The following is a 23,896-nucleotide window of genomic DNA, read 5'->3' as shown; positions in this document are numbered from 1 at the left end:
ACCTCCCAGCGGCTGTCTGCGCTGTTCCAGTCGTACATCACCTGCCCATAGTTGCCGAAGAGCTCCATATTGACCCCGCCCCACCACGAACGGGTGAAGACACGCTCTATGCCAAGGTGGAACCAGTAGGCCTGATCTCCGACCAGCGGGTGCTGTCCGAGGCTGTACAGCTCCTCGCGCGTGCCGAGCATCGCCGCGTAGGCAAGGTTGTCGGCGTCTCCCGTTTTGAGGCCGCCGGAGAAGATCACCTTACCTCTCTGGAAGATGGGGACATAGGTGCTGAATTGGGTGTTGGAGACCACGTTATGGTCTATCGGGAACCAGAGGTCGCTCATAACGACCATGCCTCTGGTCGGCAGGATCGGGTCGTCGAGGGTATTGAAATTGAAGGTGAGGTAGGGGCCATTATCCTCAATCGCTTCGTTACCCAGCGAAGTGACACGCTGCGCGCCGTAGCCGATACCAATACGCGCGCGGTCGTTAAGCCGCTTATACCAGGCGGCCTTTGCCGTAAATCTCTCAAACTCGGCGGCGCCGTAGTTATACGGTTCATATTCCTCGCGGCGTCCCGCGAGCACCAGTCCCCACTGGGAGTCCTTTTCGTCCTCCACCGTGAAGTAGCGCATCATCGCGCCCCAGGTTGTGCCGAATCGGTACTCGAGCGAAGTGGAGTCTCCCGCCATCAGAGTGTCGTGTACCACCGCCGAGAGCGATATCCAGCGGTTCCAGTAGAGGTTGCTCGCGTAACCGTCGATGCCGAATTCATATTTAGCGGGCCGCTCGATCTGGAAGATGACGGCGACTGAGCCGCGCGAGATGATCTCTGTGCGTCCGTCGACGGACTTTATGTCGTCGCGCGTGGATATCTGGGCCACGGTGGCCGCCACGAGCCTCATATCAAGGGGTTTGCCGATCCAGTCCTCATACTTCTCGTGGAGCTCTTCCGCGACGCCCTTCGGCACGCCTTCGAAGCGGACTTCGGCGACTACCGGCGGCCCATGCCGCCTGCTGCGCTCCCTCTGGCTGTGATCCCAGGTGTGACATTTTTCTTCGACAAGCTTTTTCAGCTCGGGAACTTTCTCTTCGGCCGCCTCCGCGCCCTTGTCTATTATCTTGTCGTAGCCGCCGGAGGCGAAGGTGCTGAAACTGCTCACGTCGGGGGTGATGACGAGGTCGGCGGCATCGAGATTCTCACGTATCTGCTGCACCATAAGGATGTCAAGCGTCTGTGCCGCGACGTCGAACATCGTGCGGAAGCTCTCGTTCTTTTTTGTGATGTCCTCCGGTGAAAGGTTTACGGCGACGATCGGATGTCCGGGGAATATCTTTTTTGCCTCGAGGACAGGCAGATTGGCCTTCAGGCCGCCGTCGACCAGCAGCATGCCGTTCATCGGCCACGGGTCGAAGATGACAGGTATCGACATCGAGGCGCGCAGCGCCGAAGCGAGGTTACCGTTGCGCAGGACGACGGTGTCTCCATTCCCCAGGTTCGTCGCAACCGCGGCGAAGGGGATGGGAAGGTGGTCGAAGTCCGTCACCGAGACAGTGGATGTGAGCTCGCTGAGAAAAGCGTAGAGGTCCTTCGCGTTAAGGGCTCCGAGGCGGCCCTGCTCGTTTTTGTTTTTATCTATTGTGAGAGAAAAGAGCGAATCCCCTGGGGTGGCGGGCTTATTGTAGCCGTTTATAAGATCGGTCCGGTTGCGTCCCGACATGATCTCCATAAGGTCTACCTTTGAGAGTATCTCGCGCATATCGGCAGGTGTATGGCCTGAGGCGTAGAGGCCGCCCATTATCGAGCCCATACTGGTGCCGATGATGGCGGCGACTGGGATATGTTCACGCTCAAGCACCTCAAATACGCCAAGATGCGAGAGCCCCTTCATCCCTCCGCCGCAGAGCACCAGCACGACGCCCTCTTTGTGCGGGAAACCCCAGCTCTGCATGTGCACCCGCGTTTCGGGGCTGTCCCGCTCAAACTCCGCTCGCTCCGTACTCTCTTTGTCCTGGATGACATCTTTACCGGGCAGGCTGTCGGCTGCCTCCGCCGCGGCGCGGTTTCCCACAATAAAGAATATCAAAATCAGAGATAAAAAGATTTTATTCTTAAAGATTTGCTTCATCATTTGACCACCTCACACAATACCTGAAAAACACGAAAGAGAGACCCTTTCTCAAGATAATTCTACGCTATTTATCTGCCATAAGTCTATCTCTTTACATAAAAATAAATAATGAGTATTTAAAAATCCTAGAGTTCTTTTAACAAGATAACTATATTAAATCGTTGAGTCAAAATCGTTTATGTGAGATGTACCATGAAATATCAATACTTGTGCAAAATGCACAATCAATATGAGATAATGCAATCTTATTTTGTGCCTCCATTCTAATGACATATTCAATATTTTGAAATACATTATTTACACCGTGTTACGTTATAAAAACTAAAGGAGGCAGTTGAAATGAACAGATTTTTCAGAGGTTTAATCGTATTTTCTTTAGTGATTTTGTATCTTGCAGTAATGACAGCTCCCTCAAGTGCGGCCGATAAGGTATATAAGTGGCGTTTGGTGACACATTCCATGGTTGGTACGGAACGTTATCAAACAGTTGTAGATTTTTGCGAAACTGTAAAAAAAGCTTCTGGAGGGCGACTTTTGATTGAACCTTTTGGAGCCGGTGTCTTATTCCCAGTTTACGATTCTTTCGACTCAGTAAAAAATGGGATTGTGCAGGCAGGATTTGTCTGGTCGGGGTACTGGTCAAGTAAGGATCCGACGTTTGCTGTACTTGGGAACCGTCCTGGATGCCCCATTACAGATTTTAGCAATGAAATGTATCTAGAAGAGCAACTTATGCCGATAAAAGAAAAACTATATAAAAAATATGGTGTTACATATTTAGGTACGCTGGACTTTATGCCTCCAGAAATTTTATGTTCAGTCGTCCCCATTAATAAATTGTCGGATTTCAAGGGTAAGAATATTCGTGCTGGTGGAATTGGCGCTCTGTTCTATAAAGCGCTTGGTGCAAATACCGTAAGCATTGCAGCTCCTGAGATATATACTGCTCTCCAGATGAAAACAATTGATGCGGCAGAGTTTTCTGATTGGAAAGAGAACAAGGATATGGGGCTGCACGAAGTCACTAAGTATGTCATAGAGCCATGTCTGCATCTTGGTTCTAACGAAGATAAAGGGTTCATTGTCAATACGAAAGCATGGAACGACCTGCCGCAGGATCTGAAAGACATTGTTCTGGCTGCCAGAGACCACTCAAGATACCGCTCTGCTATTACTAATCCGCCACAGAGTATCATGGCAAAACAGGACTGGATAAATAAAAAGGTTAAAATTATAGTTTTACCTAAAGAAGATGTAGACAAAGCACGTCAAATTGGTGCAAAGGTAATTCTTGATCAGGCTGGTAAGACGGCAGAAGGTAAAGAATTCATAAAAATATATTCAAAGGTACTAAACGAACTTGGTTATAAAGAACAAGCAAAGGCATTAGGGTATAAATAGCCAACATTCGCCACATAGCAATATTGGTAAAGGGGCATACCTTAAGGGATTATGCCCCTTTTATTAAAAGATTACTGTAGGAGAAAGATGATGTTAAAGATTTTTGCTGAAAAAATTAGCAATTTGTCAAGAAACATTGGAAACATTGCCGCTCTTCTTATTCTGCCCTTAATTATATTGATAGTTTATGCTACGTCAAAACGCTATTTCTTTGACAGTATGCCTTCATGGGGGTACGAAGTTCCGATATTTATCTACGGGATATTCTTCCTCATGGGAGGTATTTTGTGTCAGCTAAAAGGCAAACACGTAAATGTCGACATCCTTCCTAAATATGTATCGCCAAAATGGCAGAGAAGATTGAGTGTAATATCAAATGTGATGATAGCTATTGCCTGTTTTACTGTGGCCTATTATGCAAGTAAATGGGCATATGAATCAACTCTAATTAATGAGCGATCTGTCCATCAAACAGACTTTAACCCAACTGTGTGGTGGTTTAAATGGTTTGTTCCCGTTTCGTTTCTATTGATAGCTTTACAATCTATAGCAAACATAATTTTACCACCACCCGATTCGGATGACTTGAAACCTTTAAAGGAGGATAAATAATTATGGTTTTTGACTATACTCCTCTTTATATGTTCATCTTGCTGATGCTGGCTCTTGCATTCGGTATTCCTATTTCGTTTTCTCTCCTAATTGTCGCACTGTTGTTTGGTACTGCCTTGTGGGGTGCGGGAGGAATAAGCCTGGCGATATCCGCAGTGTGGGGAACTATGAACAACTTCACACTTATCGCTATCCCTCTTTTTATTTTTATGGCATTGGTTCTACAAAAGGCACGGGTAGTGGAAGATCTTTATGACGCGTTTTACAAGTGGTCGGGACCTCTGCGCGGAGGTTTAGCTGTTGCGACTATACTTGTCGGAGCCATGCTAGGTGCGATTTCCGGTGTTGTTGCGGCAGGGGTTATCGGCCTTGGGCTGATTGGACTGCCACAGATGACAAAACATGGATATGACAGAAAAATAGGAATTGGCTCGGTCATGGCTGGGGGAACCTTAGGACAACTGATTCCTCCTAGCACAAACATGGTTGTCTATGGTGCGGTGACAGGAGTTTCTATTGGTGGACTTTTCGCGGGAGGCATAACCTGTGGGCTACTTTTAGCGTTTATCTATTCACTGTATATTCTATTGAGAAGTTATTTTAATAAGAGCCTATGTCCATCCCTTCCCTTGAATGAACGTGCTACAACAAGAGAGAAAGTTGAGGCCCTGCGTAATGTATTCCTGCCAAGCATGCTTATAATTATCGTACTTGGGTCAATATTGACAGGTATTGCGACTCCAACCGAAGCAGCCTCTTTCGGTGCTGGTGGTGCTGTTCTGCTTGTAGCTTTAAATAGAAAGCTCACAAAAGCGCTTGTTTTGGAAGCGTCTGTGGAAACATTGGAGATTACTGCGATGGTCTGCTGGATCATCATTGGTGCTTCCGCATTTGGCTCAATATTTTCTGGAATAGGTGGCAATGTCCTCATTAGCAATATTGCCATGAGTCTGCCAGGAGGTTCATGGGCGATACTGGCGGTAGCGTTACTATTTATTTTTATTTTAGGAATGTTTCTTGAACCAGCGGCAATGATAATGCTTGCCGCCCCTATCGTTTCTCCTTTAATCGCTAAAGCTGGGTTCAACCCTCTGTGGTGGGGACTCATCTTCATGGTCCTTTTACAAGTGGCTTACCTTTCTCCGCCTTTTGGTTTTACCCTGTTTTACATGAAGGGAGCTGCTCCTAAGGATGTCGCTATCGAAGAGATATATTCTGCCGCAATACCGTTCATAATTCTACAGATAATAGGGCTGGCTATTATAATCGCATTTCCACAAATTGCATTATGGCTTCCACAGCTGATGCAGAATTAAAAGAAACAGGAGGTACGAAACATGAGAATATCATTCATTGGCGCGGGTCATATTACAGAGCTTCTGATAAACCATCTTGTCTCCGACGTAATGTTCGAGGCGGATGATCTGACGATTTCAGACCCCGACGGAAATAGATGCGCGGAGCTGAAGCGGAGGTTTGGCGTCTCCGTGGCGGCGGACAACTGTGAGGCTGTTTCACGGTCGGATTTTACCTTCGTATGCGTACAGCCGCATATCGTTCGCAAGGTTATCGATGAACTGAAAGATACCTGCCTGCGCGGCCGTATTTTGATATCGGTCAGTGCGGGAATCTCAACAGGCCTCTACCGGAGTGAGCTTCCCGATGCCGTCGTCGCGCGGATACTCCCCAATCCTCCCAGTGGGATCGGGGAGGGGGCGATACCAGTGACGATCAGCGGGAATGCGGACGGGGAGCAGGTCGAAAGTATCATGAAGCTGGTCGGCCTGTTTGGAAAATCTTTTATCGTCCCGGAGGACAAGATAGACATCTTCACCTCACTGACAAGCCCCGCCCCCGTGCTGACCTTTTTTGAGACGATGATAGACGCCTCGGTCCTCTGCGGCCTTGACCGCGAAACTTCGTCGGCGATGGTCTTTCAGACGGTAATGGGCTGTCTAAAGATGTGGGAGAAGAACGGCTTCAATTTAAACGAGCTGATCGTAAAATCGTGCACGCCGGCGGGTACCTCGGTGGAGAGCCTGCGCGTTATGGACCAGATGAATTTCCGCGCCGCCGTTAAGGAGTCTTACCGCGCCGCGTGGGAGAGGTCCAAGGGATTTAATAAAGAAAATTAACGGCGGCTGAAGATACGCCGCGCGAAGGCCGCCGGGAAACCGCCGGGATCATTTTGGAGGGTGTTTATGCGGAAAGAGCGGGAAAACAGGCGAAAGAGGCTCACAATAGGTATCGACGTCGGCGGTACCAACACAGACGGGGTGCTTTACGATACGGAGGAGCGCCGTATCATATCCTCAGAGAAAATTCCAACCAACCACGCGGATTATCGGGATTCGATCGAAGCCGCTTTGGGCAGGCTGCTTCGTACCGCTGACTCCGAGGAGATAATCTCGCTCAACATTTCCACAACGCTTTCGACCAACGCCCTGCTCGAGGGCAAGGGCGCCCCAGTGGCGCTGGTGCTGATCGGCTATGAGGATTTTCCCCATATAAAGGATGAGATACTGCGGACCGTCTCGCCGGCGGCGCTGCTCTCCGTCCGCGGCGGCCATAACGGCTGGGGCAAGGAGCGCGAGCCGCTTGACCGCGAGGCGCTGACGCGTTTCGCCAGGGAAGAGGCGGGCGGCTATTTCGCCGTCTCGTCGCTCTATTCTCCGCGCAACCCCCTGCATGAGATGGAGGCCGCCGGAATTATCAGGGCCGCCGGCTGCGCTGGGATCACCTGCGGCCACGAGATGGCCCGCTCAAAGCTGAACTCTGTGAAGCGTACCGTGACGGCCTTTCTGAATTCTTCCCTGATGGAGGTTACGGAGCGCCTTATCCAAGGCGTTGAGTTTTGCGCGGCCTCGCATGGCCTCCGCTGCCCCGTGATGTTCCTGCGCAGCGACAGCTCGCTCGTCTGCGGACAATGGTGCGCGCGCTTCCCGCTGGAGACGGTATTCTCCGGCCCCGCGGCGAGCATGCGCGGCGCGATGCTGCTCGGCGGCGTGCGCGATGAGGACGCTGTCGTCGCCGACATGGGCGGCACCTCTACGGACATCGGCGTCGTGAAAGGGGGAAAGGCCGTCTATTCAAAGGAGGGCGCCTCGATCGGGAGTTACCGTACGATGATCCCCTCGCTTGAGATACATTCGATCGCCCTTGGCGGCGACAGCGCGGTGAAACTTGGCAAAGGAGGAGAGCTCACCGTCGGCCCCGAGAGGGTGCGTCCCTACTGCCGTACCTCCGAGGGAGAGGAATGCGGCTATACGCCGAGCGACGCGCTCTCCGCCCTTGGCGCGGCGGCGATCGGCAGCTGCGGCAGGAGCCTCCGCGCCTCAAATGAATATGGCGGCAGACTGGGCGTCTCGGCGGTGGAGTTCGCGCGTCTTGTGCGCGGCGAAGTGTCGAAGCGGCTGTCGGAGGCGCTTCACGGGAGCGGCGAAGAGTCTCGGCGTATCTGCGTCGGCGCGCCAGTCGCCTCTTTTGCCTGTGGCGGGGACTGCTCGGTGCCGGAAGAGGCGGCGATCGCGAGCGCCGTAGGCGCGGCCTCCAGCTCGCTCTCGCTGTCCTGCACCGTATCCATCCTGCACAGCTTCTTTGACGGGAACTTTTACGCCTTTCTTCCCGCCGGTCAGATAAGAGGAACGGATTTTGAGTCCGTTTATTCAAGGTCCCGCGCGGCTCTCGAGAAATATCTGATAGAGCAGGCGGCGCAGATGGGCTTTCTGGAGGCCGCCGCCGAGATCAGCGAGGAACGCGAATATATTGGGAAAGAGAGATCCCTTCTGTCGCTTGCGTCAGTTGCTCTGAACGGCAAGGCCATTGTGCATGGTGCATAAATAAGTGGCGTATAATTTGTCTGATTTCTTCAAAAAGTTCATCTAATTATTTATTATGCACAAAAATTAAATCTTATGGAGTCAATCTTTCATCGGCTCTTTACGATGACGCCATTTCTAAATTCATATAAAGTATGGGCCATAAGCTGCAGGGTCTATACAATTTGGAGGCATTGATAATGATAATTTCATTGAAAGAACGTATCGCCAACATATTGAAGGAGACGCCGCTTCCAAAGGCGCGGGACGTCATGGACGAATCGCGCAGGCTTGCCTCTGAGATAACTATAGGCCGCACAAAATTTATGGATAAATATGACGTTTCGTCAGAGCTCGAATATAAGCGCCGCTGTATCAAAGAGGGGCGGATCATGTACCATGCCCACATCGGCATGAACACTTGGAAGGAGACGGCCAAGGCGCTTGACGGAGTCTATAACTTCGCGCAGGATAACGGTTTTATACTCGACCGCGCCGGTATCTGCCTTGACCGCCGCATGTCTCTGCCGCCGGAGATGAGAAAGTCGGCGCCGCAGGAGAGCGGCCCATATCTTGAAAACGACGACGACTGGCGCGAGGTGGGGCAGGCCGCGCCAATCCAGCCGCACATGGGGGACTTCATCATCGGTTTCCCCGCCTCGACGGTAAACGCTATGGCGGCGCTGCGCGCCGGCGTGACAACGGTGGGTAATCTTTCGCAGTTTTTCGCCCACGAGGCGCCGATGTGGAAGCGCACGGACATCACTACGGTCGAGACCGTCAAGGCGATAGGCATTATGGGGGCGCTGAGAGATAAGGGGGCGCTGATGCACTCCTACCTCGACGACGGCTTCGGAGCCCTCTTCCTTGACTGCGCGACAAGCGCGGCCTGGGCCTACCTTGAAAGATACATCGTCGAAGAGCTTCTCGGAGCTAAGCTGGCCCACTGCGTGGGCGGCCTCGTTTCGGACCCCGTAAAGCGCTCGGGCTGGGTCTTTGCGCTTGATGAGATACACGACCATGACTGCATCGGTTCGATGTTCTACGGAGATACGATATCCTCGGACCGCGATCCGGAAAAGAACCGTTCGCTGACCGCCGAATATCTGCTGTGGGACATCATGGCGCAGCTGGAATGTCCTACCGGGCACGGACTGATGCCCGTTCCCTTCACCGAGGCGCTGCGCGCCCCCTCGCTGGAGGAGATCTGCGAGGTCCAGCTCTGGACCCGTGAGATAGAACGTATCGCGCGCCGCATGCACCCGCACTTTGACTTCACGGCGAGCAAAAAATTTGCCTCATCTATCTGCACGAAGGGAAAGGCCATCTTCCACAGCGCACTGGATTTCTTCGCGGACTGCGGCGTCGATACAAGAGACGCCGTCCAGATGCTCTATATATTGAAGTGTATCGGCCCGCGCGCCTTTGAGGACGAACTAAATCCCGGAGCGCGGAGTAAAACGGCGGCGGAGGATAACCCGCCGATCCCCAACGATATCTTTACCATGACGCTGGCGCAGGTCGATATCTGGCGTCCGCGCTACGAGAGCGGCGAGGCGCGCGAAAAACTCTCCGGCATAAAGGTGCTGCTGGCCTCGACTGACGTACACGAACACGGACTGCTGCTCATAGACCGCCTGCTATCGGCGGCGGGGGCACTGGTGGACAACATCGGCGCTGAACGCAACCCCGACGAGGTGGTCTCGGAGGCGGCGAAGCGCGGTTCGGAGATGGTCTTCATCAGCACGCACAACGGCATGGCCCTGGAGTACGCCCGCAATCTGCTCGACGAGATGGAAGAAGAGGACTATAAAGTCCCCGTCTGCATGGGCGGCGTGCTCAACCAGAACACGGCGGAGGGAACGACGCCGGCAGAGGTGAGTGGGGAGCTTGAGGAGATGGGGATAGCCGTGGTGACCGACCTGTGGCTGCTGCCGGAGCGCGCCGCCGCCGCGAAAGAACATTTTTGCCGATAAAGGCCTTGGGCTTTGTAATTATATACATATAAAAGGGGAGATTTATCATGCTACACAAGGGTTTTTTCAGGTTTTTCGCTTCATCGTTCGCGGCGGCCGCGCTGATGCTGCTGCTTTGCTGCGCGCAGAGCGCGCAGGCCGCGCCGGTCATCCTTAAGTTTGCCGGACAAAATCCACCTGACCACTACGCGACGACGTCGATGAACGAGATCGCGAAGGCGGTCGAAAAAAAGACTGACGGACGTATCCAGATCAAGGTATACCCCGCCAACCAGCTCGGCGATTATTCCCTCGTCTATGAAGAGCTCATCCGCGGCACCGTCGAGATGGCGGCCATCTCCTTCCCGAGCCAGTTCGACAGCAGGATGGACCTCATCTACGTACAGGGCTACACCAGCAGCTACGAACAGGTCGCGAAGGTCTATGACCCAAACGGCTGGTTCTTCAAAAAGATGGATGAATTCAACAAGGCCCTCGGCGTCAAGCTCCTTGGCATGTATCTTGAGGGCATGGTCGGCATCGGCACCGTGAAAGAGATGAGAGACCCGCTCAACCCGAAGGTCGATCATGGCGTACTGCTTCGCATACCGAACATGGATGTCTTTAAGACGGCCCTTGAAGGCGCGAAATACCGCACGATCTCCATCCCCTTTGCCGATGTCTATCAGTCGATGCAGACGGGCGTATGCGACGGAGACACCGGCTACTCGATCGTGGCGGCCTACACGGCGCTCGGCGACGTCATCAAGAACTGGTACAACCTGAATAAAAACACGGAATGCCTTGGGATCATGATCAGCGCCAAGGTCTGGGACAAACTCTCCGACGGCGATAAAAAGATCCTTCAGGAAGAGGTCAACAAGCAGGCTGCGCTTTCAATAAAGAACGCGGAGGCCAATGACAAAAAATATCTCGACCTGATGAGGAAAAAGGGTATCAAGGTCCATACCTACACTACGGAACAGCTCCGTCCGCTCATGGAGGCCTTTGCGGCGACCTGGGGCCAGCTTGACAGCACAAAGGGCAAAGGACTGATGGACGAGTTCCGCACGGAGATGAAAAATATACTGAACAGCACCAAACAATAAAGACATCCGCGGCGGCGCACTCTGAAGGCGGAGGCACCGCGTAAAACAAGATATGCCGTTTCAACCCCAACAGAAGAAGAGGGCCGTGTATGAGCACGGCCCTCTTCTTTTAACCGTATATATTTATCCGTGAGTCAGCGGCTGCCGCCGCGGTTTCCGAGCTCCCTCATGTAAAGCGCGAGATAGAAGGCGGTCACCTGCTTGAAATCCTGCATCGAGATGCCGAGGCGCTCCTCTACCTTTTGCAGGCGGTAAGAGAGGGTGTTTCTGTGCAGGTGGAGCCTTTCGGCGGCCTGCTGCTTACTGAAAAATGTTTCACAGTAGACTTTGAATGTCTCCAGCAGGTCGTGCGCGTCGCCGTCGCTGCCGAGCGCTGCGAGCTTCTTCTCAATAAAGCGCAGAGATACGTGCGGTTTTACCGAGATCAGCATCTCCTCCAGCAGCAGCCTGTTGAAGGTATAGGCGCCGGGGGGCAGCGACAGCTTTTCGGCGATCCCGGCGACGTCCCAGGCGTTTCGGTAGGCGTTCGGCAGCTCGAAAAGATTGCGCGCGGGGTGCCCCACGCCGATGATCGTCTCCAAGGAGGCCTCTTTCAGCCTGTTGTATATCTCCTCGGCGGCCTCGCCCGATCTCTCGACATCCTCGTCCAGACGCTTCTCATCGGAGATGTCGCAGGGGCGTATCACGACAAAGCGATCACGTGCCACGCTTGCAATGATCGTCTGGGGATCGGGGAAGATCTCCCGCAGCAGCACAATGACGCGCCCATGCATCGAGGAATAATCTATCTCGTCCTCTATCGGGTCGGAATAGTTCTCGTAGGATATCTTCACCGGGTTCTTTTCAAGTCCCAGGCCGCGAAAATTCGAGAAAAAGACGGCGATCACGCCGCGCGGTCTGTCAAGCTCGATCCCGAACTGTTCTGCGCGCTTTGTCAGCGACGTGTGGTCGTCGCTGCTCGGGTCGAAGAGGCTGATTTCGCGGACGAGATCGTTTATCTTCTTCTGCGGTGAGCTCATGGTGGGGGAGAGTATCTTTTCGCGCAGCATGCTCTCTATCTGATTCTTCACCAGCATCGAGAACTGCAGCACGATCTCCGGCTCCCCCGCGATCGCGAAGGTGCCGATGACGCGTCCGTTATAGAAGAGCGGCACCGTGGAGCCCGGATACCATACGCCGAGCTTCTTCGCCGCCTCCGCGTCGTCAAAGCTCATCTTCTTATACTTTATGCAGGGGATGGAGGGCGGATGAAAGTCTCCGATCCTCTCCTTTGCGGGAGAGCCGATAATGATCCCGTTGATATCCGTGATGATGATACTGCGGCCCATCATCGAACTGAGATATTCCGAAATTTCCTGCGCATATTTTGATAGCATCATCTTACTCCTGTACTCGGGCTAACCGGATATCCGCCGGATGCGGTGCGGATACTCCGTAACATTATCCTGACTGTCTGTCTGCGCATACTGACGGTATTTACTCCCTATCCTCCCTGCGGAAGGGTACCCCCAGCGCCGCCGGCGCGCCCAGCAGCCGGCCCTTGCCGGCCTTAACAGAGACGGCGGTTAATACGATTATAGTCATAATATATGGCAGCGTCATAAGCAAAGAGGTGGAGATTGTGGAGCCCATCGCCTGCAGCCGCAGCTGCAAAGCTTCAACGCCGCCGAAAAGGTAGGCTCCGAGCGCCGCGCGCGCGGGATTCCAGAGCCCGAAGATTACGAGGGCCACCGCGATCCAGCCGCGTCCGGCGGTCATCCCCTCGATCCACATCTGCGCGTAAACGACGGAAAGATAGCCGCCGCCCACTCCTGCCAGGCCGCCGCCAAGGATGCAGTAAAAATAACGTATCCTCGTGACTGGAAGCCCCATCGCGTCCGCCGCGCGCGGGTTCTCTCCCACGGCGCGCAGGTTGAGCCCAGGGCGCGTAAAGAAGATGAACCAGCAGAGGAGTATCACGAGGAGGTACGAGAGATAGACCATCGCGTTATGCTGAAAAAATATCGGTCCGATAAAGGGGATATCGGCGAGCAGCGGCAGATTCATCTGCTTCATCCCCTGTATCGTCTGGCCGATCGCCGTGCGTCCCATCAGCGCGGAGAGGCCGTAACCGGTGAGCACCATCGCGAGGCCGCTCACGACCTGGTTGCACATCAGCGTTATACAGAGGAAGGCGTGTATCAGCGTTATCGCGCAGCCCGCTGCGAAGGAGGCGGCGATGCCGAGCCAGGGATTGCCCGTCGTCATCGTCACGGCAAAACCGGCGTAAGCGCCGACCAGCATAATGCCCTCAAGGCCGAGATTCATCACGCCTGCTCTCTCGGAAATTACCTCTCCGAGAGAGGCGTATAGCACCGGGGTTCCGCTTCTTACCGCAGCCGCGAGCACCACTGTGAGAAATTCCATTACGCTTCCTCCCCGCCGCCGGAGGCGGCCTTTTCTCTTTCAACATGTACCACAGATATCTTAAAACGGGACAGGGTCTCCGCGGCGAGTACGGAAAACAATATCAGCCCCTGCAAAATCTGGAGGCTCGCCAGCGGCAGCCCCATTACCACCTGCAGCGTGTCGCCGCCGACAAGCAGTATGCCCATGAGAAAGGCGACGAGCGGAACATATATCGGAGAGAGGCGCGCGAGCCAGGCGACGAGAATGCCGGTATAGCCGTAGCCCATCGAGAAGCCGCGGCTCATGCGTCCGTATAGGCCCGCCATCTCGCTCATTCCCGCGAGCCCCGCCACCGCGCCGCCGATGAAGGTGACCAGGAGAATATTCTTTGAGATATCGATACCGGCGTAGCGTGCCGCGCGCGGGTTCTCGCCGATCACCGAGATCTCGTAGCCCCACTTGCTGCGCTTCAATATAATTTGAAAGACGACCGCGATCGCCAGCGCGATGAAGATGCCGCCGTGGATGCGCGTATTGCCGAAGACCCAGAGGCGCGCCGCGTCGGGGAAATTGGGTGTGAAGGGAAAGCCCATGCTCATCGGGTCCTTCCACGGTCCGTATATGAAATATTCGCTGAGATTTATACCGATATAATTGAGCATCAGCGTCGTAATCGTCTCGTTGACGTTCCAGCGCGCCTTCAGAACACCGGCGAGCATGCACCACAGGCCGCCCGCGGCGGCTCCCGCAGCGAACATCATTACGAACATTACAACCCAGTTGTCTACGGGGAAATAGCGCACGACGGCGACGGTGGCGATCGCTCCGAGGCAGAGCTGCCCCTCGCCGCCAATGTTCCAGACGAGCATCTTGTAACAGATCAGGCCGCCAAGCGCCGTCAGCGTCAGCGGTATCGCCTTGGTGACGATCTCGCTGATTCCGTAGCTGCTTCCGAGTGCTCCTTTAAGCACCTCATGATAGGCTTTCAATGGATTCACTCCAAGGAAGGCAAAGAGCACGCCGCCGGCCAGGAGTCCGAAAATGACCGCCGCGACGGGAATGAGGACGTTTACCCAGGGGGGATTGTAAAGGCGGGGTTCAAACTTCAGTCGAATCATCACAAAGCCTCCAGATCACGGATATACAACTGATGATTATAGCATTTTACATCTCAAATCGGCTAAAATCGGCGCGAATAAGCACCGTATGCGTCATAAGCCGGCCCCTGAGTGTCCTCGCCGTATGAACAATACGGCTCCGGTACTCAGAGACCGGCTTATTTATCCTACGGCACTTCTTCGCGCCGATTTTACTGTTGTTATGCGAAATTTGATTTTAATGTTACATGAAGGCATTAAGTTGCCTCTGTTTTGTCATGCAGGGTTTGACCCTGCATGATAAAACAGAGCTAAATCCATATTTATCTCTTTTCCCAACCCGAAGGAAATCGGCGTTTAGAAGTGCGAGTTGCTAAATGAAACGGGGGCTCCGATACCGGAACCGTATCTTCATACGGTGAGGATTCGGGGCCCCCGTTTTATGACGCAAATCGTGCTTATAAACGCCGATTTATTGGTGACGATAAAGAAGAACAGAACACTTAGCCTGGTTGACGACCTTCAGCGCGGTGCTGCCGAGGATCATGCGTTCCAGCGTCGTGTAGCCCTTGTTTCCAATTACGATGATGCTATAGCCGTCGCTGTCGGCTACGCGGATGATTTCGCTTCCGGGGTTGTCCGCCACGTTCACGCTGACGCCGCATTTATGCCCGTCGGGCAGCGCGCCGTATTTTTCTTTGATCTCATCGACCAGCGTATTGATCTCTTTGGCCGCCGCCGCTTTGACCTTTTCTTCTGTGCTGCGGGCTTCGGGGGTGATGTAAAAGTGCATGTTGTAGCCCTCGAGCGGCGTAGCCATCGCGGGGACTATGTGGAGAAAGGTGACGTCCGCTCCCAGCTGCTGCGCGTAACGGTAGCCGTTGAAGGCCGCCTCGCGTCCGACGGGGCTAAAATCCACTGCGATCAACATTTTCATAATAGTTGTTCCCTCCTCTGTCTTATTTTTGCATTTCTATTATAATCTCTAGTTGTACGTTGTACAGATTAATCAATATTATCAATAAAATTGACGGAGGCTTGGTCAGTTGAAATACATATTTGATGTTGCATTTCTTCCCTCTGAAGTTTTTAAGGATCATGATGTACGGATAGTGGTGGATCTCCTGCGCGCGACCACCCAGATCACCACCTTTTTCGACGGCGGCGGCAGCGTGCTCGTCCCGCTGAAGGAGGTTGAGGCGGCCTTTGAGATGAAGGAGCGGCTCGGCAAAGACTGGAAGATCATGGGAGAGCGCGGCGGTCTGCCCGCGCCGGGCTTCGATTTCGGCAATTCGCCGCTGGAGCTGCTGGAGGCCGGTGTGCCGGAGTTTGCGATCATTACCACCTCGAACGGTACGCGCGCGCTGATGCGCGCCGCCGAGGGCTGCGGGCGCGTGCTCGCCGGCTGCGCGCGCAACGCGGAGGCGGTCTGCTGGGACGCCCTCTGTTCGGGAAATAATGTCGGGATAATCTGCGCCGGGCGCAACGGCGAGTTTTCGCTCGAGGATACGGTCTGCGCAGGGATGCTGGTAGAGAAACTGCTGGCCCTCGCCCCCGCGAACGGCGCGGAAGAGATGGAGCTCACCGACGGCGCGATGTCGGCGATGGCGCTCTGGCACCATTTCGGCCCTGATATCACAGTGGTCTGTCAGGAGTCGACGCACGGGAAGATTCTCTCTGGGCTTGGCTTTGACAACGACCTGTTTTTCTGCGGCGAGGTCGACTCAAGCTCTACGGTGCCGGTATTAAAGGATGTCGACGGCGTGCCCGCGCTGGTCGGCAGATAGGAGAGGATATGATGGATGACATTATGACGCGTCCGTTCAATTTCCGTATGCCGCGCGAGGTCATCTTCGAGGCCGGCTGTTCCGCGCTGGCCGCCTCGAAGGCGGCGGCCTTAGGAGCGAAGCGGCCCGTCTTTGTGACCGGACGCAGCATGGCGGAGAGCTCGGAGCTGGCCCGGCTGCTTGACGGGGCGAAGGCCGCGGGCATGGAACCGCTGCACTGGCGCGAGGTGGAGCCGGAGCCGCCCGCCGCTCTCCTTTACAGGGCTGCGGCGGATATTCGTGACTTTGGCGGGGACTGTCTCATCGCCTTCGGCGGCGGCAGTTCAATGGATTTTGCCAAAATGGCGGCGGTGCTTGCGAAGTATCCCGCGATAAGGGTGGACGAGATGGTCGGTTCGGAGCGGGTGCCAGCTCGCGGCCTGCCGACGGTGATGATTCCGACGACGGCGGGCAGCGGTTCGGAGGTCTCGGCGGTCGCCGTATTCTCTTTCCCGGAGGATAAGATGAAAAAGGGCGTTGCGAGCGGCAATATGGTCGCCGACGCCGCGCTCGTCGATCCGCTGCTGACTCTCGGCCTGCCGGCCCATATCACCGCCGCCGCGGGGATGGACGCGCTGGTGCACGCCGTTGAGTCGTATCTTTCGCTGGGCACGAACCGGCTGACGCAGGATCTGGCCCTCGCCGCGATAAGGAAGATCGTTCCCAATCTCGCCCTCTGCGTGCGCGAGCCAGGCAATATCGGGGCGCGCACCGCGCAGGCCTACGGCAGCCTCACGGCGGGAATGGCCTTTGCGATGTCCGGCACCGCCGGCGTTCACGCGATGGCCTATCCGCTCGGCGGCGAGTTCCATGTGCCGCACGGCGAAGCTAACACGGCGATGCTGCGCTGGGTGATGGAGTATAACCTTGAGGGCTGCTCGGAGAAGTTTGTGCCGATCGCGGAGGCGATGGGGATAAGGACGGAGGGCATGAGCCCGGAGCGCGCCGCCTCGGCGGCTCTTGACGCGATGATCGCGCTCGGTGAGGAATGCGGCGTAAAGACGCGCCTGCGCGACTTCGGCATCCCCAAGGAGGCCTGTTCCCGGATGGCCCCCGCGGCGATGAAGGAGAAGCGGCTTATCGGCAACAATCCACGAAAGCTGACGGAAGAGGCGGTAAGGAAGATATACGAACGAGCCTGGTGATGGAGCGAATATAAAAGCATATAAATAATGCAGTCTTTTGATTGTACCTACCAATCAAAAGACTGCATTATCGATGTTATTTACAGAAAAATTATATTTTATAATTCTTCAATAAGTGTACTTAACTTAAAGTTCATTCCTCTAATTTTTAATTCTGACATAAGGAAGGAATCAAAATTTTTATTTTCAATAAGCAACTCTGGAGTAAAGAACCCCTTTTCAGAAATAATTCCATTAGCTATGGCCCTAGCTGCGGTTGCGCATGGAAATGCGGTAGTTCTGGCCATAGAATGCAGATTATTTTTTTCGTCAAACTTATCAATCATATCCCAAGTATAAGTTACATATTTCCCTTCTCTAGGACCTTTTGCGACAATTCTCATTATAGTGAGATCTCTGTCACCATTTTCCGGACGTAGTTTCCATATAGGACGCAATAGTTCGGCAGTTACATTAAAAGGTACAATTTCCATGCCATCGACCCTAATTGGCTCTGTGCCAAAGCACCCTGCTGCTTTTAATACATTTATGGTGTCTACATATCCCGGCCAGCGCATAGTTTTTTCTGCTATATAGTTGCCTTTTATATTATCCGCGGCAGAACAAAGGCCATCGGTAAAGAATGCTTCAAGTTTACCAATTCCCGGTATATAGACATCTTCGATGCCGCTAAGAGCTGGTGCTGTTGTGAGTTGTCCATCTTTTATATATCTTGCTGGACGGCAATATTCCCTCATTGTGTCTTCAAGGCAGAATACGATCCTGTAATTGAACGGAGGGTCTAGCTTGTCTGGTATTCCTGTCACATAGATACATCCAAAATCAAGTTCTTCCAGCATTTCTGCACCTTTTGCTAAAAGATAGTTTGACATCCCAGGAGCAATTCCAATATCGCAGACACCAGTACATCCACGTTTTTTTGCAAGAGTGTCTAATCCTTCGCTTAACCTATAGCCGGAGGGGCTTACATAATTTTTCCCTATATCGATTATTTGAGTATGCAGCTGTTTTAAGAACGGTTGAGGCACAAGGCCGCAGACAACATCCATATCTTTTGCGATCTCAAAAAGACTGTCAGCGTCTGTGACAGACTTTCTGATTTTTTTTATATTAGGATTGTCTATAGATGCCAGTGAAGATTCTGACGGATCCATAACTGTTACATCAAAATCCTGGGAAAGATCGAGCGCTATTGTTTTACCGACTAAGCCGCATCCCGCAACCAATACTTTTTTCATTTTTCTTATCTCCTTATTAGTCAATTTTTACTGAATCGTATAGTTCTTTACCATATAATTTCTTTGGCCCTTCAAAATCATTCAGCACAGAAAGGAATTTCTTAGTTAGGAAGATTATGACAAAAAGATTGATGAAAGTTGGTATGGCGGACGAGATATCAACAACCAGCCAAGCATATTTTGTTTGCACACCGAATATAACTATCAAGATTGTCATTATCAACCCATAAAGTGGCTGCGTACATTGCTGAGCTTTTGCTAAAAAATTACATGCTTTTGGATAATCTCTAAAAACATGCTTGATGAGCATTTGGTGATAACAAAACCATCCGGTTTGTGTTGTCCAGCAAAAAAGGAATAGGGCTATCGCGATGAAATATTTTGCAAAACCACCCAGTCCATGCTGGAAACTTCTCATTGTCAATGTAACACCAGCAGCTCCAGAGGCCCATTCGCCCGATACTAGAATGACAAGGGCGGTTATAGTACACACGACCATTGTGTCTATGAAAACTTCCATCATTCCCCACATGCCTTGCTCAATGGGATGCTTATTCCTTGCAGAGGCATGCACCATAGGACTTGTTCCCCAGCCAGCTTCATTGCTGAATAATCCTCTGGCAATACCTGTGCGTACCGTAATCATGAACGTCGCTCCGGCAAAACCTCCCACAGCAGCTGTTGGGGTGAATGCATTACGGAAAATCAATGTTATGACCTCTGGTAATCTTTCATAATTAACAACAATGATCCATAAACCCAAAATCAAATATGTCAAGGACATAAATGGCATCATAAGGGATGCAAATTTTGCAACGCGGCTTAATCCTCCGTATATTACTACCCAGCAGGCTATTGCATATATGACGCCTCCCCATATCCTATCGACACCTATAAGTTCATACATCGATTCTGACACAGAAAAATTTTCAGGGCTTAGGAACATTTGCAACAATATACCTACACTAAAAACGATAGCAATAATTTTCCAGGGAAACCCTTTGCTTCCTAACCCCTTCTCCATATAGAACGTTGGACCGCCGATAAATTTTCCTTCGTTATTTTTCTCTCGAAAATATACGGCTAGTGTGACTTCGACCATCTTTGTCATCATTCCAACAAGCGCCGTTGCCCAAAGCCAGAATACTACCCCTGGTCCACCTAATGCGATTGCTCCAGCCACACCGCCAATATTTCCTGCACCGATAGAACCAGCAATAGCTACACTAGCTGCCTCATAAGAGGATATATTATTGCCACTGTCATTATCGTTGCTATCTTTTGTAAAAAAACAGTGTTTAAATGCTTTAAAAAAATTCCTTATTTGCCAGCAACGCGTTAATACAGAAAAATATACCCCGGTACCAAGTAAAAGAACCAGTAACGGCGGCCCCCACAGAAAAGAAACGATGGAATTGAGTAAGTTATCTACCACTTTACACACCTCCTATAATTTTGTACTTGATGAAAAACCATATTACCCTCCTTTTTATAAAAATGCTTTAATGTATTTATTTATGTGTTATTATATAAAACAACATGGATTTGTCAATAAATATTTTTTGTTTTTTAAAATACAGATACATTAATGGGGGAAAATAAAATTGAAAAAATCTATTCAAGGTATCTTTCTAGCTTTATCTGCCGCAATCGGGTGGGGAATGATAAGCCCAATCGCAAAAATATTGTCAAGCATGGGGATAAATTTAATGACGGTGATGATATTCCGCTCTATTTTTACGATTTTTGTCGTTGGCCAATATATTATTTTTGTAAAAAAAGAAAAACCATTTTATTGCTTGAAAAAAGACATATTTATCTTTTATGTTATCTCAGGGATACTTTCTGTTGCGTTTGCTGGAGGAGGCTTTCTAATGTCATTGGCGTATCTCACAGTTCCAGAAGCCCTCGTTATACATTACACGTTCCCGTTATTTACAATTTTAGGTTCTTATTTTATTACGCGCGAATCTCCAACCTGCCTACAGGTAGTTGCAGGAGTTTTGATAATCGTTGGAGTTTATATCGGAATGGGGGGAACGCAAAATAACGGCCTATCCATCACCGGGATCATTTGGGGCATAGTTTCAGTTATTGGGATGAGCGGACAGTCTTTAGTTGTACGGCGCTTTTCGCTAAATCATCAATTAGACGAATATAACTTACTCTTTTATTCTAATTTCACAGGTGTGATCGTTTTAATTTTATTTAAAACAATGTACTTTGGATGGTGCGATTTAAAAATCATATCGTACTTTTCGTTATTTTTAATGACCTTTCAAGCGCTTATCTCCAGCGTTCTGGCGTATGGAGCGTTCTTCATCGCATTGAAGTATATCTCTGCGGTGATGGTCAGCCTATTCTGTGCATTTGAAATCGTTGTCGGTATATTGTTAACGGCTATTATTTTAAAAATAATCCCTACTTATCCTGAGATTATTGGAAGTCTAATAATAATTTGTGCAATTTCATGTATTTCAATTACATCAAAAAAATGAGCAGCTATTTTTTAAAATGAAAAGAATATGTATGAAGTATATGCTCCTCCATAAGTTTACGGGCTTCTTTCGGTTGTCTGCTTTTTATCGCTTTTGCAATTTCCGCATGATACTCCGGGGTTTTATATGTGGTAACTAATTCTTTTTCATTAAGATCGTTAGGGAGATAGAAGCCGTTAAGGTACGATATGTAAAGATAACAATGCCAATAGATTTGTTTTACCCATCGCTCGAGATACGGATTATGGGAGAATTTCGCAATTGAGAAGTGAAATTCCATGTTTATATCAGCCCAACACTTTGAATCTTTTATAGAAAATATTGAGCGTTCTTTATTTATTATTCCATCTAAAATATCGATCTCGTCATCCTCTATATTCACTGCGGCCGATGCCGCGGATTCAGCCTCAATAAAGCTACGGGTTGAGAATGTGAGATTTACCTCTTTAGGAGTAGGCGTTGGTATACAGCATCCTTTTTTGGGCATTCTTGTTAGATATCCCTCAGACTCTAAACGAGACAGTGCACTGTTGACAGGTGTACGGCTCATTTTTAAACGGGATGCAATATCTAACTCTAACAAAAAATCACCGGGCATGTACTTGCCATTGATGATATCTTCAAGTATTAAACGGTATGCTTTTTCTTCGGTATACATTTAATTGGCACCTACGTTATCTTTAATATGATCAAGGTCTAAATTAACTAGAATATTAACAATAAGAATATTATATCAAACTGTGAGAAAAATAAAAACATAGTAAAAACTACGTGGTTTCAAAAAATAACTTATTATTTATGCACTATTACAGAGTAACGATAGATTTTTATCCCTGTCTGCCCTTCCAGTCGTTGACGGCGTCTATGAAGGCCTCTCCGTAGCGTTCTAGCTTGGCCGCGCCGACGCCGGGGACCTCGAGGAATTCCTCTTCGTCCGTCGGCAGCATGTCGCAGATGGCGGAGAGCGTCTTGTCGGTAAAGACGACGTATGGCGGGACTCCCTCTTCCGTGGCGATGGCCCGCCGCAGCGCGCGGAGCTCTTCAAACAGTTCGCTGCGGACGATCTCCACGCTCTTGGCCCGTTTTTTGAGGCGTTCGGCTTTCTGCGCCCGCTCTTCGGTGCGGCGCATGATGAGCGGCGTCGCGCTGCGCAGGAAGGGCATCGTACGCTCTGTAAACGAGAGGACGGGGTAGTCGCTGTTTTCCATCTGCAGATAGTTTTCCGAGATGAGGAAGTTTATCATCTCGTGTACGTTCTGAGCGCTGTGTTCCTTGAGCAGCCCCCAGGTGGATATTTTATCGAAGCCGAGCCTACGCACCTCCTCGCGTTTCGAGCCGCGCAGCACGTTGACGAGCATCACGGAGCCGTATTTGCCGCCGCCGCTCGCCTGGGCCATGCGGTAGACGCAGGAGAGTATCTTCTGTGCCTCGACGGTGATGTCGACGCGCTCTATCTCGTTCGTGCAGTTGCCGCAGGCGCTGCATTTTTCCGGGACTCCGCTCTCTCCAAAGTAGCTCAGGATGTAGCCGCGCAGGCAGTTGTTGGTGTGGCAGTAGTCGACCATCGCCTGCAATTTGCGGTAGGCGGCCGGCCGCGTCTCCTCTGGGCTTTGGGCGATAAAGAAGCGCGCGGTCATGATATCTCTCGAACCGTAGAATAGAATGCAGTCGGCGGGCAGTCCGTCGCGTCCCGCGCGTCCCGCCTCCTGATAGTAGGCGTCGAGGTTAGAGGGCATATTGTAGTGGATGACGTAGCGTACGTTTGACTTGTCTATACCCATGCCAAAGGCGTTTGTCGCGACCATTATCGAGGCTCTGTCGTAGATGAACGATTCCTGGTTCCGCCGTCGTTCTTCGTCGGAGAGTCCCGCGTGATAGCGGACGGCGTTTATCCCATGTCCGCGCAGCCGTTCGCATATCGATTCGACATTTTTCCGCGTGGAGGCGTAGACGATGCCCGACACATCGGGGAACTGCCGGACATATTGTATCAGCGCGGCGTTTTTGTCGGCGGGATGTTCGACGTGGAAGAAGAGGTTTTCTCTGTCGAATCCCGTCGTCAGCGTAAAGGGTTCCCGCAGCGCAAGCTGGGAGATGATGTCGTCCCGCACCTCGGGGGTGGCGGTCGCCGTGAAGGCGGCTACCGTGGGGCGTTTGGGCAGCGAGGCGATCACTGGGGCGATGTTGAGGTATGAGGGGCGGAAGTCGTGTCCCCACTGGGAGACGCAGTGCGCCTCGTCGACGACGACGAGACCTATATCGATGGAGCGCAGGAACTCAGCGAAGCCCTCGCCCTCAAGCCGCTCCGGCGCGACGTAGAGCAGGCTCACCCGTCCCTGGCGTACCTCGCGGAAGATGTCGGAGGCCGTCTCCCAGTCCACCGCGCTGTTTATCGAGGCGGCGCTCACGCCGTTCTGTACGAGGGCGTCCACCTGGTCTTTCATAAGTGATATAAGTGGGGAGATGATGATGGCGGTGCCGCCGCTGAGGATCGCGGGAATCTGATAGCAGAGGGACTTTCCCGCGCCCGTCGGCATGATGCCGAGCGCGTCACGGCCCGAGGTCACGGCCTCGATGATCTCCTGCTGCCCCTTTCTGAAGGAGCCGTAGCCAAATACCTTTTTTAAAACTTCAAGCGCCTGCTCTGTCTGTCCCATGTATGTTATCCTTCCCTGTCGTGGAAGAG

General features: G+C 51.8%; 18 protein-coding genes and 1 pseudogene. 10 read left to right on the top strand and 9 right to left on the bottom strand.

Annotated elements, in window-relative coordinates:
- Positions 1–1,343 precede the first annotated feature (1,343 nt).
- A pseudogene (locus BED41_RS17025) lies at positions 1,344–1,943 on the bottom strand (patatin-like phospholipase family protein); the annotation flags it as partial.
- 519 nt (positions 1,944–2,462) lie between these two features.
- Between BED41_RS17025 and BED41_RS14760 the strand changes: the two are divergent.
- From BED41_RS14760 to dctP, 7 genes are all read left to right on the top strand, one after another.
- On the top strand, positions 2,463–3,524 hold the full coding sequence (locus BED41_RS14760) for a TRAP transporter substrate-binding protein (RefSeq protein ID WP_066748050.1): 1,062 nt from the start codon (positions 2,463–2,465) through the stop codon (positions 3,522–3,524).
- 87 nt (positions 3,525–3,611) lie between these two features.
- Positions 3,612–4,136, top strand: a complete 525-nt coding sequence (locus BED41_RS14755; protein ID WP_168160288.1) for a TRAP transporter small permease — start codon at positions 3,612–3,614, stop codon at positions 4,134–4,136.
- 2 nt (positions 4,137–4,138) lie between these two features.
- Complete coding sequence (locus BED41_RS14750) at positions 4,139–5,452, top strand: TRAP transporter large permease (RefSeq protein WP_066748044.1); 1,314 nt, start codon at positions 4,139–4,141, stop codon at positions 5,450–5,452.
- A gap of 21 nt (positions 5,453–5,473) precedes the next feature.
- The gene (locus BED41_RS14745; protein ID WP_066748041.1) at positions 5,474–6,271 is read left to right on the top strand and encodes a pyrroline-5-carboxylate reductase family protein; all 798 of its coding nucleotides are present in this window, start codon (positions 5,474–5,476) and stop codon (positions 6,269–6,271) included.
- Between the two features lie 66 nt (positions 6,272–6,337).
- Positions 6,338–7,975: a hydantoinase/oxoprolinase family protein gene (locus BED41_RS14740; protein WP_066748039.1), complete on the top strand. Its 1,638-nt coding sequence runs from the start codon at positions 6,338–6,340 to the stop codon at positions 7,973–7,975.
- A gap of 179 nt (positions 7,976–8,154) precedes the next feature.
- A complete protein-coding gene (locus tag BED41_RS14735) occupies positions 8,155–9,930 on the top strand; it encodes a cobalamin-dependent protein (RefSeq protein WP_066748037.1) in 1,776 nt (591 codons plus the stop codon).
- 47 nt (positions 9,931–9,977) lie between these two features.
- Positions 9,978–11,018: a TRAP transporter substrate-binding protein DctP gene (gene dctP, locus BED41_RS14730; RefSeq protein ID WP_066748034.1), complete on the top strand. Its 1,041-nt coding sequence runs from the start codon at positions 9,978–9,980 to the stop codon at positions 11,016–11,018.
- Positions 11,019–11,152: 134 nt separating this feature from the next.
- Here the strand turns inward: dctP and BED41_RS14725 are convergent, their stop codons facing one another.
- From BED41_RS14725 to BED41_RS14710, 4 genes are all read right to left on the bottom strand, one after another.
- A complete protein-coding gene (locus tag BED41_RS14725; RefSeq protein WP_084002505.1) occupies positions 11,153–12,397 on the bottom strand; it encodes a sugar diacid recognition domain-containing protein in 1,245 nt (414 codons plus the stop codon).
- A 97-nt stretch (positions 12,398–12,494) separates the two neighbouring features.
- Positions 12,495–13,424 (bottom strand): ABC transporter permease, encoded by a 930-nt coding sequence (locus BED41_RS14720; protein WP_066748028.1) that lies wholly within the window; start codon positions 13,422–13,424, stop codon positions 12,495–12,497.
- Complete coding sequence (locus BED41_RS14715; RefSeq protein WP_084002504.1) at positions 13,424–14,524, bottom strand: ABC transporter permease; 1,101 nt, start codon at positions 14,522–14,524, stop codon at positions 13,424–13,426. Before BED41_RS14715 ends, BED41_RS14720 begins: the two co-directional genes overlap by 1 nt.
- Positions 14,525–14,975: 451 nt before the next feature.
- Entirely contained in the window at positions 14,976–15,440 is a 465-nt protein-coding gene (locus BED41_RS14710; protein WP_066748025.1) for a universal stress protein, read from the bottom strand.
- Between the two features lie 109 nt (positions 15,441–15,549).
- Here BED41_RS14710 and BED41_RS14705 point away from each other — a divergent pair, with 109 nt between their 5' ends.
- Together BED41_RS14705 and BED41_RS14700 are read left to right on the top strand one after the other, a co-directional pair.
- The gene (locus BED41_RS14705; RefSeq protein WP_066748022.1) at positions 15,550–16,290 is read left to right on the top strand and encodes a 2-phosphosulfolactate phosphatase; all 741 of its coding nucleotides are present in this window, start codon (positions 15,550–15,552) and stop codon (positions 16,288–16,290) included.
- Positions 16,291–16,298: 8 nt separating this feature from the next.
- Entirely contained in the window at positions 16,299–17,474 is a 1,176-nt protein-coding gene (locus tag BED41_RS14700) for an iron-containing alcohol dehydrogenase (RefSeq protein WP_084002503.1), read from the top strand.
- Positions 17,475–17,572: 98 nt separating this feature from the next.
- On the opposite strand, the gene BED41_RS14695 is transcribed toward BED41_RS14700, so the two are convergent.
- Both BED41_RS14695 and BED41_RS14690 read right to left on the bottom strand, forming a co-directional pair.
- On the bottom strand, positions 17,573–18,712 hold the full coding sequence (locus BED41_RS14695; RefSeq protein WP_066748019.1) for a saccharopine dehydrogenase family protein: 1,140 nt from the start codon (positions 18,710–18,712) through the stop codon (positions 17,573–17,575).
- Between the two features lie 16 nt (positions 18,713–18,728).
- Positions 18,729–20,147, bottom strand: coding sequence for an alanine/glycine:cation symporter family protein (locus tag BED41_RS14690; RefSeq protein WP_066748016.1), 1,419 nt, complete (start codon positions 20,145–20,147; stop codon positions 18,729–18,731).
- Between the two features lie 169 nt (positions 20,148–20,316).
- Between BED41_RS14690 and BED41_RS14685 the strand changes: the two genes are divergently transcribed.
- Positions 20,317–21,210: a DMT family transporter gene (locus tag BED41_RS14685; RefSeq protein WP_066748013.1), complete on the top strand. Its 894-nt coding sequence runs from the start codon at positions 20,317–20,319 to the stop codon at positions 21,208–21,210.
- A gap of 4 nt (positions 21,211–21,214) precedes the next feature.
- Here BED41_RS14685 and BED41_RS14680 read toward each other — a convergent pair whose 3' ends face one another.
- Both BED41_RS14680 and recQ read right to left on the bottom strand, forming a co-directional pair.
- Complete coding sequence (locus tag BED41_RS14680) at positions 21,215–21,868, bottom strand: GntR family transcriptional regulator (protein WP_066748010.1); 654 nt, start codon at positions 21,866–21,868, stop codon at positions 21,215–21,217.
- A 169-nt stretch (positions 21,869–22,037) separates the two neighbouring features.
- Positions 22,038–23,867 (bottom strand): DNA helicase RecQ, encoded by a 1,830-nt coding sequence (gene recQ, locus BED41_RS14675; protein ID WP_066748007.1) that lies wholly within the window; start codon positions 23,865–23,867, stop codon positions 22,038–22,040.
- Positions 23,868–23,896: the final 29 nt, after the last annotated feature.

The organism is Cloacibacillus porcorum, from assembly GCF_001701045.1.
In the GTDB taxonomy this organism is placed as follows: domain Bacteria; phylum Synergistota; class Synergistia; order Synergistales; family Synergistaceae; genus Cloacibacillus; species Cloacibacillus porcorum.
Note: the sequence above shows the minus strand (reverse complement) of the source record. Positions and strands in the feature narration are given on the sequence as shown.

Bases quoted from the DNA above. Each gene is read 5' to 3' on its own strand.
- BED41_RS14760 (WP_066748050.1), top strand. From the start codon at position 2,463: ATGAACAGATTTTTCAGAGGTTTAATCGTATTTTCTTTAGTGATTTTG.
- BED41_RS14755 (WP_168160288.1), top strand. From the start codon at position 3,612: ATGATGTTAAAGATTTTTGCTGAAAAAATTAGCAATTTGTCAAGAAAC.
- BED41_RS14750 (WP_066748044.1), top strand. From the start codon at position 4,139: ATGGTTTTTGACTATACTCCTCTTTATATGTTCATCTTGCTGATGCTG.
- BED41_RS14745 (WP_066748041.1), top strand. From the start codon at position 5,474: ATGAGAATATCATTCATTGGCGCGGGTCATATTACAGAGCTTCTGATA.
- BED41_RS14740 (WP_066748039.1), top strand. From the start codon at position 6,338: ATGCGGAAAGAGCGGGAAAACAGGCGAAAGAGGCTCACAATAGGTATC.
- BED41_RS14735 (WP_066748037.1), top strand. From the start codon at position 8,155: ATGATAATTTCATTGAAAGAACGTATCGCCAACATATTGAAGGAGACG.
- dctP (WP_066748034.1), top strand. From the start codon at position 9,978: ATGCTACACAAGGGTTTTTTCAGGTTTTTCGCTTCATCGTTCGCGGCG.
- BED41_RS14725 (WP_084002505.1), bottom strand. From the start codon at position 12,397: ATGATGCTATCAAAATATGCGCAGGAAATTTCGGAATATCTCAGTTCG.
- BED41_RS14720 (WP_066748028.1), bottom strand. From the start codon at position 13,424: ATGGAATTTCTCACAGTGGTGCTCGCGGCTGCGGTAAGAAGCGGAACC.
- BED41_RS14715 (WP_084002504.1), bottom strand. From the start codon at position 14,524: ATGATTCGACTGAAGTTTGAACCCCGCCTTTACAATCCCCCCTGGGTA.
- BED41_RS14710 (WP_066748025.1), bottom strand. From the start codon at position 15,440: ATGAAAATGTTGATCGCAGTGGATTTTAGCCCCGTCGGACGCGAGGCG.
- BED41_RS14700 (WP_084002503.1), top strand. From the start codon at position 16,299: ATGATGGATGACATTATGACGCGTCCGTTCAATTTCCGTATGCCGCGC.
- BED41_RS14695 (WP_066748019.1), bottom strand. From the start codon at position 18,712: ATGAAAAAAGTATTGGTTGCGGGATGCGGCTTAGTCGGTAAAACAATA.
- BED41_RS14680 (WP_066748010.1), bottom strand. From the start codon at position 21,868: ATGTATACCGAAGAAAAAGCATACCGTTTAATACTTGAAGATATCATC.
- recQ (WP_066748007.1), bottom strand. From the start codon at position 23,867: ATGGGACAGACAGAGCAGGCGCTTGAAGTTTTAAAAAAGGTATTTGGC.